This window comes from Klebsiella michiganensis, from assembly GCA_000963575.1.
Lineage (GTDB): Bacteria > Pseudomonadota > Gammaproteobacteria > Enterobacterales > Enterobacteriaceae > Cedecea > Cedecea michiganensis_A.
In genome coordinates this window covers 3,375,079-3,388,170 of the sequence record CP011077.1, presented here as the reverse complement: position 1 = coordinate 3,388,170, position 13,092 = coordinate 3,375,079, and the positions used below count along the sequence as shown (strand labels likewise).

Annotated in this window: 13 protein-coding genes; 12 read left to right on the top strand and 1 reads right to left on the bottom strand. The window is 57.2% G+C overall.

All coding sequences use genetic code 11. The annotated features are described in order from the left end of the window. The first annotated feature begins 11 nt into the window (after positions 1–11). The 6 genes from VW41_15590 to VW41_15565 all read left to right on the top strand — a co-directional run bounded on the left by VW41_15590 (position 12) and on the right by VW41_15565 (position 6,374). Positions 12–554 carry an NADH dehydrogenase gene (locus VW41_15590; GenBank protein ID AJZ90340.1) on the top strand — a complete coding sequence of 181 codons (543 nt, stop codon included), beginning with the start codon at positions 12–14 and terminating at the stop codon, positions 552–554. A 10-nt stretch (positions 555–564) separates the two neighbouring features. Then, positions 565–1,122, top strand: a complete 558-nt coding sequence (locus VW41_15585; GenBank protein AJZ90339.1) for an NADH:ubiquinone oxidoreductase subunit J — start codon at positions 565–567, stop codon at positions 1,120–1,122. Then, the gene (locus tag VW41_15580; protein ID AJZ90338.1) at positions 1,119–1,421 is read left to right on the top strand and encodes an NADH:ubiquinone oxidoreductase subunit K; all 303 of its coding nucleotides are present in this window, start codon (positions 1,119–1,121) and stop codon (positions 1,419–1,421) included. Before VW41_15585 ends, VW41_15580 begins: the two co-directional genes overlap by 4 nt. Continuing rightward, entirely contained in the window at positions 1,418–3,259 is a 1,842-nt protein-coding gene (locus VW41_15575; protein ID AJZ90337.1) for an NADH:ubiquinone oxidoreductase subunit L, read from the top strand. The genes VW41_15580 and VW41_15575 overlap by 4 nt, the downstream gene beginning before the upstream one ends. A gap of 121 nt (positions 3,260–3,380) precedes the next feature. Beyond that, positions 3,381–4,910 carry an NADH:ubiquinone oxidoreductase subunit M gene (locus tag VW41_15570; GenBank protein ID AJZ90336.1) on the top strand — a complete coding sequence of 510 codons (1,530 nt, stop codon included), beginning with the start codon at positions 3,381–3,383 and terminating at the stop codon, positions 4,908–4,910. A gap of 6 nt (positions 4,911–4,916) precedes the next feature. Continuing rightward, complete coding sequence (locus VW41_15565; protein ID AJZ90335.1) at positions 4,917–6,374, top strand: NADH:ubiquinone oxidoreductase subunit N; 1,458 nt, start codon at positions 4,917–4,919, stop codon at positions 6,372–6,374. Between the two features lie 55 nt (positions 6,375–6,429). On the opposite strand, the gene VW41_15560 is transcribed toward VW41_15565, so the two are convergent. Further along, entirely contained in the window at positions 6,430–7,332 is a 903-nt protein-coding gene (locus tag VW41_15560) for a LysR family transcriptional regulator (GenBank protein ID AJZ90334.1), read from the bottom strand. A 112-nt stretch (positions 7,333–7,444) separates the two neighbouring features. On the opposite strand from VW41_15560, the gene VW41_15555 reads away from it, so the two are divergent. The 6 genes from VW41_15555 to VW41_15530 all read left to right on the top strand — a co-directional run bounded on the left by VW41_15555 (position 7,445) and on the right by VW41_15530 (position 13,090). Further along, positions 7,445–8,302, top strand: a complete 858-nt coding sequence (locus tag VW41_15555; protein ID AJZ90333.1) for an NmrA family transcriptional regulator — start codon at positions 7,445–7,447, stop codon at positions 8,300–8,302. Between the two features lie 37 nt (positions 8,303–8,339). Next, entirely contained in the window at positions 8,340–8,789 is a 450-nt protein-coding gene (locus VW41_15550; protein AJZ90332.1) for an acyltransferase, read from the top strand. A 68-nt stretch (positions 8,790–8,857) separates the two neighbouring features. After that, positions 8,858–9,154 carry a protein ElaB gene (locus tag VW41_15545; GenBank protein ID AJZ90331.1) on the top strand — a complete coding sequence of 99 codons (297 nt, stop codon included), beginning with the start codon at positions 8,858–8,860 and terminating at the stop codon, positions 9,152–9,154. Positions 9,155–9,265: 111 nt separating this feature from the next. Beyond that, positions 9,266–10,567, top strand: a complete 1,302-nt coding sequence (locus VW41_15540; protein AJZ90330.1) for an isochorismate synthase — start codon at positions 9,266–9,268, stop codon at positions 10,565–10,567. Positions 10,568–10,649: 82 nt separating this feature from the next. After that, a complete protein-coding gene (locus VW41_15535; GenBank protein AJZ90329.1) occupies positions 10,650–12,320 on the top strand; it encodes a 2-succinyl-5-enolpyruvyl-6-hydroxy-3-cyclohexene-1-carboxylate synthase in 1,671 nt (556 codons plus the stop codon). Further along, the gene (locus VW41_15530; protein AJZ90328.1) at positions 12,317–13,090 is read left to right on the top strand and encodes a 2-succinyl-6-hydroxy-2,4-cyclohexadiene-1-carboxylate synthase; all 774 of its coding nucleotides are present in this window, start codon (positions 12,317–12,319) and stop codon (positions 13,088–13,090) included. The genes VW41_15535 and VW41_15530 overlap by 4 nt, the downstream gene beginning before the upstream one ends. The last annotated feature ends 2 nt before the right edge of the window (positions 13,091–13,092 follow it).

The following is a 13,092-nucleotide window of genomic DNA, read 5'->3' as shown; positions in this document are numbered from 1 at the left end:
GTGAAAAAACCATGACATTGAAAGAGTTAGTGGTTGGTTTCGGCACCCAGGTACGCAGTATCTGGATGATCGGCATGCACGCTTTCGCCAAGCGCGAAACCCGCATGTATCCGGAAGAACCAGTGTATCTGCCGCCGCGCTACCGTGGCCGTATCGTGCTGACGCGCGACCCGGACGGTGAAGAGCGCTGCGTTGCCTGTAACCTGTGTGCGGTAGCCTGCCCGGTAGGCTGTATTTCCCTGCAGAAAGCCGAGATGAAAGACGGTCGTTGGTATCCGGAGTTCTTCCGCATCAACTTCTCTCGCTGCATCTTCTGTGGCCTGTGTGAAGAAGCTTGCCCAACCACCGCGATTCAGCTTACCCCGGACTTCGAGCTGGGTGAGTACAAGCGCCAGGATCTGGTGTACGAGAAAGAGGATCTGCTGATCTCCGGTCCGGGCAAATACCCGGAATATAACTTCTACCGGATGGCAGGTATGGCAATCGACGGCAAAGATAAGGGCGAAGCGGAAAACGAAGCCAAGCCTATCGACGTCAAAGGCCTGTTACCTTAAGGAGTCAGGAATGGAATTCGCTTTTTATATCTGCGCCATTGTGGCCGTCCTGACGACCCTTCGGACGATCACTCACACCAATCCGGTGCATGCGCTGCTGTACCTGATCATCTCGCTGCTGGCGATCTCCGGGGTGTTTTTCTCCCTCGGGGCTTACTTCGCCGGTGCACTGGAGATAATCGTGTACGCCGGGGCTATCATGGTGCTGTTCGTCTTCGTGGTAATGATGCTTAACCTCGGTAACGCGGTTCAGCAGCAGGAGCGCGAGTGGCTGAAGCCGCAGCTGTGGATCGGGCCTGGCGTCCTGTCTGCGGTACTGCTGGCGGTACTGATTTACGCAATCCGCACCGTTAACGACCAGGGTATTGATGGCACTTCCATCGATGCGAAACAGGTCGGTATCGCGCTGTTCGGGCCTTATGTACTGGCGGTGGAGCTGGCCTCCATGCTGCTGCTGGCAGGTCTGGTCGTTGCGTTCCACCTGGGTCGTGAAGACCGTGCCGGTGAGGTGCTGAGCAACCGCCCTGCTGACATGGCCGTGAGAAGAAAAACGGAGGAGAACGTATGATCCCGCTGCAACATGGACTGATCCTCGCCGCCATTCTGTTCGTGCTGGGACTGACCGGGCTGGTCATCCGCCGCAACCTGCTGTTCATGCTGATCAGCCTGGAAGTGATGATTAACGCCGCCGCGCTGGCCTTCGTGGTTGCCGGCAGCTACTGGGGCCAGGCTGACGGTCAGGTGATGTATATACTCGCGATTAGCTTAGCTGCTGCCGAAGCCAGTATTGGCCTCGCGCTGTTACTGCAGCTCCATCGTCGTCGCCAGAATCTGAATATCGATTCAGTAAGTGAGATGCGTGGATGAACCTTCTCTGGTTAACCATTGTTTTGCCATTGATTGGCTTTTTACTGTTGGCATTCTCCCGCGGCCGCTGGTCAGAAAACCTGTCCGCCACCATCGGGATGGGCTCTGTAGGTCTGGCGGCGGTTGTGACCGCCATTGCCGGGGTTGATTTCTTCAACAACGGGCAGCAGGCGTTCACTCAGCCGCTGTGGACCTGGATGGCGGTCGGTGACTTTAACATCGGCTTCAACCTGGTGCTGGACGGCCTCTCCCTGACCATGCTTTCCGTGGTCACCGGCGTGGGCTTCCTGATCCACATGTTCGCTTCCTGGTATATGCGCGGTGAAGAGGGTTACTCCCGCTTCTTCGCCTACACCAACCTGTTCATCGCCAGCATGGTGGTTCTGGTCCTTGCCGACAACCTGCTGCTGATGTACCTCGGCTGGGAAGGCGTGGGCCTTTGTTCTTACCTGCTGATCGGCTTCTATTACACCGATCCGAAGAACAACGCGGCGGCAATGAAAGCGTTCGTGGTGACTCGCGTTGGGGACGTGTTCCTGGCCTTCGGCCTGTTCATCCTCTACAACGAGCTGGGTACGCTGAACTTCCGCGAAATGGTCGAGCTGGCGCCGCAGCACTTCGCTGCCGGTAATCAGATGCTGACCTGGGCAACCCTGATGCTGTTAGGTGGTGCGGTCGGTAAATCTGCACAGCTGCCTCTGCAAACGTGGCTTGCAGATGCGATGGCGGGTCCAACCCCTGTTTCTGCGCTGATTCACGCGGCCACCATGGTTACTGCGGGCGTTTATCTGATTGCCCGTACCCATGGCCTGTTCCTGATGACCCCGGAAATTCTGCATCTGGTCGGTATCGTGGGTGCCATTACGCTGGTGCTGGCAGGCTTCGCGGCGCTGGTACAGACCGACATCAAGCGCGTACTCGCTTACTCCACCATGAGCCAGATTGGCTACATGTTCCTGGCGCTGGGCGTGCAGGCGTGGGATGCGGCAATCTTCCACCTGATGACCCACGCGTTCTTCAAAGCGCTGCTGTTCCTGTCATCCGGTTCGGTGATTCTGGCGTGTCACCACGAGCAAAACATCTTCAAGATGGGGGGGCTGCGTAAGTCCATTCCGCTGGTGTATGTCTGCTTCCTGGTCGGGGGCGCGGCGCTGTCCGCTCTGCCGCTGATTACCGCAGGCTTCTTCAGTAAAGATGAGATCCTTGCCGGTGCGATGGCGAATGGCCACATCAACCTGATGGTTGCGGGTCTGGTCGGGGCATTCATGACCTCGCTCTACACCTTCCGCATGATTTTCATTACGTTCCACGGTGAAGAAAAAATTCACGCTCACGCAGGGAAGGGGATTACCCACCACCTGCCGCTGGTTGTTCTGCTGGTGCTGTCCACCTTCGTTGGCGCAATGATTGTGCCACCGCTGCGCGGCGTACTGCCGGAAACCACTGAACTTGCGCACGGCAGCGTGCTGACTCTGGAGATCATCTCCGGCGTCGTCGCCATTGCCGGTATCCTGATTGCCGCCTTCTTGTGGCTGGGCAAACGTACTCTGGTGACGTCGCTTGCGAACAGCGCGCCGGGGCGTTTCTTCGGTACCTGGTGGTTCAATGCCTGGGGCTTCGACTGGCTGTACGACATGATTTTCGTCAAGCCGTTCCTCGGTATTGCGTGGCTGCTGCGCCGTGACCCGCTGAATGCGCTGATGAACATTCCGGCAATTCTCTCCCGCTTCGCTGGCCGCGGCCTGCTGGTGAGTGAGAACGGTTACCTGCGCTGGTATGTTGCGTCCATGAGCATCGGTGCCGTTGTGGTACTGGGCCTGCTGCTGGTTCTGCGTTAACAGGATTTCTTCCATCCCCCTCTCTCGTAAGAGAGAGGGTCGGAGTGAGGCCTAAAACCTCCTCTGGCGCTGGGAAGTGAGCGATGTTTAAGAATTATTTTGACTTAGGGACTCAAACGCCATGCTATTACCCTGGCTAATACTAATCCCCTTTATCGGCGGCTTCTTCTGCTGGCAGACCGAACGCTTTGGCGTGAAAGTGCCTCGCTGGATAGCGCTGATTACCATGGGGCTGACACTGGCACTGTCTCTGCAATTGTGGTTGCAGGGTGGCTATTCTCTGACGCAGTCGGCGGGTTTGCCGCAGTGGCAGTCAGAATTCATTCTGCCGTGGATCCCACGTTTTGGTATTGAGATTCACCTGGCGCTCGACGGTCTGTCGCTGCTGATGGTGGTACTGACCGGCCTGCTTGGCGTGCTGGCGGTACTCTGCTCCTGGAATGAAATCGAAAAATATCAGGGCTTCTTCCACCTCAACCTGATGTGGATCCTCGGTGGCGTTATCGGCGTGTTCCTTGCCATCGACATGTTCCTGTTCTTCTTCTTCTGGGAAATGATGCTGGTGCCGATGTACTTCCTGATTGCGCTGTGGGGCCACAAAGCCTCCGACGGGAAGACGCGTATCACTGCTGCAACCAAGTTCTTCATCTATACACAGGCAAGCGGCCTGGTGATGTTGATTGCCATCCTGGGTCTGGTGTTTGTGCACTACAACGCCACCGGCGTCTGGACCTTCAACTATGAGCTTCTGCTGAAAACGCCGATGTCCCACGGCGTACAGTGGCTGCTGATGCTGGGCTTCTTTATCGCCTTCGCGGTGAAAATGCCGGTGGTTCCTCTTCACGGCTGGCTGCCGGATGCGCACTCCCAGGCACCAACGGCGGGTTCCGTTGACCTGGCGGGTATCTTGCTGAAAACCGCGGCCTATGGCCTGCTGCGTTTCTCTCTGCCGCTGTTCCCTGAGGCGTCTGCAGAGTTTGCGCCAATCGCCATGTGGCTGGGTGTCATCGGTATCTTCTACGGCGCGTGGATGGCCTTTGCTCAGACCGACATTAAACGCCTGATTGCTTATACCTCCGTTTCCCACATGGGCTTCGTGCTGATTGCTATCTACACCGGCAACCAACTGGCATACCAGGGGGCGGTGATTCAGATGATTGCTCACGGTCTGTCCGCTGCGGGTATGTTCATCATCTGTGGTCAGCTTTACGAGCGTCTGCACACCCGTGACATGCGCATGATGGGTGGCCTGTGGAACAAGATTAAATGGCTGCCCGGTCTGTCGATGTTCTTCGCTGTTGCCACCCTGGGTATGCCAGGGACCGGTAACTTCGTCGGTGAATTCATGATCCTGTTCGGCAGCTTCCACGTTGTGCCGGTCATTACCGTGATTTCAACCTTCGGTCTGGTCTTTGCCTCTGTTTACTCCCTGGCGATGCTGCACCGTGCTTACTTCGGGAAAGCTAAGAGCGAAATCAGCGATAAACAACTGCCAGGCATGTCCATGCGCGAGTTCTTTATCATTCTGTTGCTGGTGGTGCTGTTAGTTCTGCTGGGCTTCTTCCCGCAGCCGATTCTGGATACCTCGCATTCTGCGATGAGCAATATTCAGCAGTGGTTTACCAGTTCACTTTCTACTACAAGGCCGTAATTCGCCATGACAATAACTCCTCAACATTTGATCGCGCTGCTACCGCTGTTGATCGTCGGATTGACGGTGGTGGTTGTGATGCTCTCCATTGCGTGGCGACGCGACCATTTTCTGAATGCTACGCTGTCGGTTATCGGCCTTAACGCCGCGCTGATTTCACTGTGGTTTGTCGGTCAGGCAGGGGCGATGGACGTCACCCCGCTGATGCGCGTTGACGGCTACGCCATGCTCTACACCGGGCTGGTGCTGCTGGCGAGCCTGGCAACCTGTACCTTTGCTTACCCGTGGCTTCAGGGCTACACCGACAACCGCGAAGAGTTCTACCTGCTGGTACTGATTGCTGCCCTCGGCGGTATTCTGCTGGCTAACGCGAACCACCTCGCGGCGCTGTTCCTCGGCATTGAGCTTATCTCTCTGCCGCTGTTCGGCCTGGTCGGCTATGCCTTCCGCCAGAAGCGTTCCCTGGAAGCAAGCATCAAGTACACCATTCTGTCAGCGGCGGCATCGTCCTTCCTGCTGTTCGGTATGGCGCTGGTTTACGCTGAGTCCGGTAGCCTGTCGTTTGTTAGCCTCGGTAAGAGCCTGGCGGACAACATGCTGCACGAACCTCTGCTGCTGGCGGGCCTGGGCCTGATGATTGTCGGCCTTGGCTTCAAGCTGTCACTGGTGCCGTTCCACCTGTGGACCCCAGACGTTTACCAGGGCGCACCTGCCCCGGTCTCCACCTTCCTGGCAACCGCCAGCAAAATCGCCATTTTTGGCGTGGTGATGCGTCTGTTCCTCTACGCGCCAGTGGGTGACAGCGAAGCGGTTCGCGTCGTGCTGGGTATTATCGCCTTCGCATCCATCCTGTTCGGTAACCTGATGGCGCTGAACCAGTCCAACATCAAGCGTCTGCTGGGCTATTCTTCCATCGCGCACCTCGGTTACCTGCTGGTGGCGCTGATTGCGCTGCAAAGCGGCAATATGTCAATGGAATCGGTAGGCGTTTATCTGGCGGGTTACCTGTTCAGCAGCCTGGGCGCATTCGGCGTGGTTAGCCTGATGTCCAGCCCATACCGTGGCCCGGATGCTGACTCACTGTTCTCCTACCGTGGTCTGTTCTGGCACAAGCCGGTGCTTTCTGCGGTAATGACCGTGATGATGCTTTCTCTGGCGGGTATTCCAATGACCCTGGGCTTCATCGGTAAGTTCTATATCATTGCCGTAGGCGTTCAGGCCCACCTGTGGTGGCTGACCGGCGCTGTGGTTCTGGGCAGCGCCATCGGCCTGTACTATTACCTGCGTGTGACCGTGAGCCTGTACCTGAGCGCACCTCAGCAGCTTAACCGCGACACCCCGTCTAACTGGGCGTTGACCGCGGGCGGCGTGGTGGTGCTGATCTCCTCCCTGCTGGTGCTGCTGCTGGGTATTTATCCGCAGCCGCTTATCAGCCTGGTACAGCTGGCGCAGCCGCTGATGTAATCGGGTTTATAAAACCGTTCAAAAACCGCCACTTGCTGGCGGTTTTTTTATGGGCTCAGCCTTTGGCCAGTTCAAGAATAAAATCAAGAAAGCAGCGGGTTCGGGCGGCAGGATTGATTCGCGAAGGATAAAAAGCGTAAAGCGGGAAGCGTTCATCCGGCCAGTCGGGAAATAAATCCACCAGCTGTCCTTTCTTCACTAAATCGCCGGAGCCAAACGTCATCATCTGGGCAATAGCGTGCCCGCTCAGGCAGGCCTCATGCAAAGTCCGGGCGTCGTTCAGCGTCAGGCGGCCACTGACCGGGACCTTGAGCACCTCTCCCTGGCGATGAAACTCCCATTCAAACGGCCTGCCGGTTTCCGGATCGCGGAAATGAATACAGGTATGCCCCAGCAGCGCCTGCGGTGTTTCCGGCCTGCCGTGCTGCGCCAGATAGGCGGGGGTGGCGACCGTCATGATACGCGTTTCCAGCAGCTTGCGTGCCACCAGCGTGCTGTTGCGCGGCACACCAAAGCGAATAGCGAGGTCGAAACCGTCGCCAATCATATCCCCCAGCCGATCGCTGGTCACCAGATCCAGTTCGAGGTCGGGGTAGCGGGACATAAACCTCTCCAGTTGAGGCCCCAGGATCAGGCTGGAAAAGAACGGATCGATGTTTACCCGCAGTCTGCCGGTAATCGCCTTCGCGGAAAGTGAGGCGGTGCTGGTTACATCTTCCAGCGCGGCCAGCAGCGGTAGGATCTGACGATAAAATTCTTTGCCTTCTACGGTTAATGCCACCGCGCGGGTCGTGCGGTCGAAAAGGCGGATGCCAAGGCGTTTTTCCAGTCGGGCAATCGCCCGGCTGACTCCGGGTGGGGACATATTGATCACCTCTGCGGCGGCGGCAAACGTGCCGCTTTCTACCACGGCGGTAAACACGGACAGGCCGTCAAATGTTCGATCGTTGAAAATCATATTAGTGCCCCGCAGTCATCAGTGAATTGTCTATGGTGCTATCGATACAACATAGCCGCATCAGCATAATGCCGTCCATCCCTGTGGTGGGATCTCAAACTGGAGAAACATTATGTTCGCAATTACAGGTATTACCGGACAAGTTGGCGGTGCACTGGCGGAAGCTTTGCTTGCTCAGGGACATGAGATTCGGGCTGTCGTCCGCTCTGAAACTAAAGGGCAACTCTGGGCACAGCAGGGCGCTGACATTGCGCTGGCAGAAATGCACGATGGTGAAGCGCTGGCACAAGCCTTCTCCGGGGCTGAAGCCGTCTTTATCCTGCTGCCACCGGTGTTCGATCCTTCAGGGAATATGGCTGAACCAAGAGCCCATATTGCGGCCATCAGACACGCGCTGCTGGCGGCCCGTCCACGGCACGTTGTCTGCCTTTCAACCATTGGGGCACAGGCGACGCAACCAAACCTGCTGAATGCCCTGGGATTAATGGAAAAAGAGCTCACGGATGTTTGTCACTCCGTGGTGTTCCTCCGCGCGGGCTGGTTTATGGAGAATTTCCTCTGGGATGTGGAAAGTGCCAAAGAGACCGGGACTGTCTACAGCCATCTGCAGCCGCTGGCGCGAGCTATCCCGATGATTGCGACAGTCGATATCGGCCTGCTTGCCGCCGAACTGCTGACTCAGCCAGAATCGGGGACCCGGATTGTGGAGCTGGAGGGGCCGCAGCGTTATAGCCCGCATCTGGCAGCCGAAGCGTTCTCTCAGGTTCTGGGGCGACCGGTAACGGTAAAAGCCGTTCCACGAGAAAACTGGGAAGCAGATTTCCTTGCTCAGGGCATGAAAAATCCGCTTCCACGTATGAAAATGCTGGACGGCTTTAACGAAGGCTGGATTGATTTCACCGGCGAAACGGTGAAAGGTGCCACGCCTCTGGAAACTGTGCTAAAACAGTTGCTTGAGCGGCACCAGTAACCCGGCAGGTGGCGCCTGAATCAAAAGGAGTTTTTCAATGCTTAACTGGCAGGATTTACACCATTCTGAACTGAGCGCCACCCACCTTTATGCCCTTTTAGCCCTGCGCTGCGAAGTCTTTATTGTCGAGCAGCGCTGCGCGTATCTGGATGTTGATGGCGAGGATTTAGTGGGAGAAAACCGCCATATTCTCGGCTGGCGGGACGGCAAACTGATTGCCTATGCCCGCATTCTGAAAAGTGATAACGAGCTGGAGCCGGTAGTTATTGGCCGGGTTATTGTCGATGCCTCGGTGCGCGGTGAAAAACTTGGGCAACAGCTCATGACTCAGGCGCTTGCCGCCTGTCAGCGTCAGTGGCCTGAGCGTGCTATTTACCTGGGCGCTCAGGCGCATTTACAGGCATTTTATGCCCAGTTTGGCTTCCACCCGGTCACCGAAGTGTATGACGAAGATGGTATCCCGCATGTGGGGATGGCGAACAGATAGACCGGGCGAAACCGGTTGATGTTGTCTATAGTTAGCGGACGAGAAATTTTTTAACACGGAGAACAGTGATGCAACCGTATGAATCTCGTCTCGATGATGACCTTGCGCTCTTGAGCGACACGCTTGAAGAAGTCCTTCGCGCCTCCGGTGACCCGGCTGACCAAAAGTACATTGAACTGAAGGAAAAGGCCGAACAGGCGCTGAATGACGTCAAAGCGCGTATCAGCAACGCTTCAGACAACTACTATTACCGCACCAAAAAAGCGGTCTACCGCGCCGATGATTACGTGCATGAAAAGCCCTGGCAGGGCATCGGCATCGGGGCTGCGGTCGGGCTGGTGATTGGGCTTTTGCTCCGCCGATAATCTTGACCGCGCCTGCAAATGGCAAATAAAGAATCTTACCCCCTGGGTAGGATTTTTTTTTGTGGTAACGACCACGTATAATCAGGGGTTTTTACGGAACGTGAGGTAAACGTGAATTCAGTAGCCGTAGCACTGCAGCAAATGCAGCAGGAATTAGCAGGGGAATTTGCGGATGAGCCGGGCCTTCAGCGCCTGTGTGTACCGGTCACGCTAAGTGACGCCTCCGATCCTCTGGCCTGGCTAACGGCCCAGTCACGGTATCCCCAATTTTACTGGCAGCAGCGCAACGGGAACGAAGAAGTTGCTGCGCTGGGCGCGTTACTGAGTTTTTCTGCGCTGGAAGACGCCCAGGCTTTTCTGCAGTCCCACCCGGAACAACCTTTTCTGCGCGTCTGGGGATTAAATGCCTTTGATCCGTCCCACGGTTTTCTGTTTCTCTCGCGTCTGGAATGGCGGCGCGTAGGGGGGGAGGCGTTTCTTTGGCTGCATCTGTACAGCGAAACGTCACTGAAGCAGGATGCGATAGCGGCAGCCGCGTTTATTGAGCAGCTTCTGCCGGCGAAACTTCTGCCGCAGCTAAATCTCAAATGCCTCGGTGAAACCCATCTCCCGGAACAGCCTGAGTGGCACCGCCTGGTGGATCAGGTGGTCAGCGCCATCAGCCAGAATGCGCTGGATAAAGTCGTTCTGGCCCGCGCTACCGATCTGGCGTTTTCTTCCCCGGTTTCTGCCGCAGGATTTATGGCCGCCAGCCGCAGGGTCAACCTGAACTGTTACCATTTTCTGATGGCCTTTGATGAGAAAAACGCATTTCTTGGCTCCAGCCCGGAGCGCCTGTGGCGAAGAATCGACGATGCGCTGCGGACTGAAGCCCTGGCCGGGACGGTGGCTAACCACCCCGACGATGCTCAGGCCGCAAAGCTAGGCCAGTGGTTGCTTAAAGATGACAAAAACCAGCGTGAAAATATGCTGGTGGTAGAAGACATTTGCCAGCGTTTACAGGCGGCGGTTGGCGCGCTGGATGTGCTACCGCCGCAGGTGATGCGGCTGCGTAAGGTTCAGCATTTGCGCCGCTGTATCTGGACGCAGCTCAAACGTCAGGATGATGCGCTTTGCCTTAAACAGCTGCAGCCTACCGCCGCGGTGGCGGGTTTACCGCGTGAGCTGGCCCGGGAGTTTATTGCCGCGAACGAGCCTTTTGAGCGTGAATGGTACGCAGGTTCGGCTGGTTATCTGTCCCGCCATCAAACTGAGTTTTGCGTCGCGCTGCGCTCGGCAAAAGTGAGCCATACCGGCGTTCGCCTTTATGCAGGGGCGGGGATTGTCGCCGGTTCGGTTGCCGCCGAAGAGTGGCAGGAAATTGAAAATAAAGCGGCCGGTTTGAAGACGTTGCTGATAGGCAGCGGGAACTGAATAAGCTATTCACGACGCAAATCAATTTAACTCTTGCCATAGTATTTATAATCGATAGTCGAAATTGACTGCGGACAATATTATGTCGATAAGCTCATTTAACCGCCGCTGGGCGGGCGTCATACTCGAAGCATTAACCCGACATGGGGTGCGGCATGTGTGCATTGCCCCCGGCTCCCGCTCCACGCCGCTGACGCTCAGCGCGGCGGATAACCGCAGTTTCATTTGCCATACTCATTTTGATGAACGCGGCCTGGGCCATCTGGCGCTTGGGCTGGCGAAGGCCAGCGGCGAGCCGGTGGCGATCATCGTGACCTCCGGCACCGCCGTGGCCAATCTTTATCCTGCCGTAATAGAAGCCGGACTGACCGGCGAAAAACTGATTTTACTGACGGCGGACCGCCCGCCAGAGCTTATCGACTGCGGCGCAAACCAGGCGATTCGCCAGCCGGGGCTGTTTAGCTCCCATCCTTCCGCCGAACTTAACCTGCCTCGCCCTACGCACGATATTCCCGCCAGCTGGCTGGTGTCCGCGATTGACAGCGCCGTTGGGCAGCTACACGGGGGCGCATTGCATATCAATTGCCCGTTTGCCGAGCCGCTTTATGGCGCGCCTGATGATACCGGCGTGGACTGGCAAAACCAGCTTGGAGACTGGTGGGAAGGAAACGCTCCCTGGCTGCGTGAAGGGCACGAAAATGCGGTGCCGAAGCAAAGAGACTGGTTCTTCTGGCGACAAAAACGCGGCGTGGTGGTGGCAGGAAGGCTCTCTGCCAGTGCGGGTGAGCAGGTCGCGGCCTGGGCGCAAATGCTGGGCTGGCCGCTCATCGGCGATGTGCTTTCTCAAACCGGGCAGCCGCTGCCGTGTGCGGATTTGTGGCTGAGCAATAGCCAGGCCGTTACCTGCCTCGAACAGGCGCAGATAGTCATCCAGTTTGGCGGCAGCCTGACCGGAAAAAGGGTGCTTCAGTGGCAGGCCGCCTGCAGGCCGGAAGAGTACTGGCTGGTGGACAGTCAGCCCGGGCGTCTCGATCCTGCCAACCACCGTGGCCGCCGCCTTGTCGCCCGCGTTGAGGACTGGCTGGAAAAACATCCGGCAGAAAAGCGCCTGCCCTGGGCCGAAACGTTAACGTCTCTTGCCTGGCAGACGCTGGAAAAAGTTGAGCAAGGGACAAGTGAATTTGGCGAGGCGCAGGTTGCCCAGCGTCTGCCGCAGTTGCTGCCAGAGGGTGGTCAGCTATTTGTTGGTAATAGCTTAATTGTCCGGCTGATTGATGCTTTCGCTCAGCTTCCCGTTGGGTATCCGGTTTATAGCAATCGAGGTGCGAGCGGCATTGATGGCCTGCTTTCTACTGCAGCAGGCGTTCAGCGGGCAACGGCGCGTTCAACGCTCGCTATCGTTGGCGATATCTCGGCGCTTTATGACCTTAATGCCCTGGCGCTGCTGCGCCACGCCTCGGCACCGTTTGTATTGCTGGTGGTCAACAATAACGGCGGTCAGATCTTCTCCCTTTTGCCAACGCCAGCCGAAGAGCGTGAGCGCTTTTACTGTATGCCGCAAAACGTGAACTTCTCCCATGCTGCCGCCATGTTTGAGCTGGGCTATCAGAACCCCGACAGCTGGCCGGCGCTCGATGAAGCCGTTCGTCGGGCCTGGCTTCGTCCTGGCGCAACGGTGATTGAAATCACCGTGCCGGAAACCGCCGGCGCACAAACGCTACAGCATCTTCTGGCCCAGGTTAGCCAGGCATGATCCTTCACGCCGTGCCGCATTCGGGCCGCCGTTCAAATCAGCCGTGGATAGTCTGGCTGCACGGCTTCCTCGGCAACCATCGGGAATGGCAGGCGTGTGAGCCGCATTTTCTCGACTGGCCTCAGCTGAGTGTCGATCTCCCCGGCCACGGCGGCTCCGCCGACGTCCCGGTGCGGGATTTTGCCGATGTCGAAGGCGCGTTACGAAATACCCTCAAACATCACGGCATAAATGATTATTGGCTGGTCGGCTACTCCCTGGGCGGACGTATTGCTATGTATCACGCCAGCCGACCGGATGTTCAGGGGCTGCGTGGCCTGGTAGTAGAAGGCAGCCATCCCGGTTTGGTCAGCGAGGCAGAGCGCGAGGCGAGGGCGCTGAACGATGCCCGCTGGGCACAGCGTTTAATGCATGAAAATTTCCAGGCTGTGTTGAACGCCTGGTACCAGCAGCCTGTTTTCCGTTCTCTAAGCCCCGAGCAGCGCGCTGATTTAGTTGCCTTCCGGGCGAAGAACACCCCGAAGGCGCTGGCCGGCATGCTGGAGGCGACGTCGCTTGCCCGGCAGCCCAATTTACGTGAGCCGCTCGGCCAGCTTGCCGCGCCTTTTCATTTTATTTGCGGTGAACGAGACGCAAAGTTTCGCTCCGTTGCCGCGGAGCTGAGCTGTTCTCTGACCCTGATTTCTGGCGCCGGGCATAACGCACATCGGGAAGCTCCCGCTGCGTTTAGCTCCGCGTTGTTAACCCTCTTTCGTCACTATGACCTGTAAGG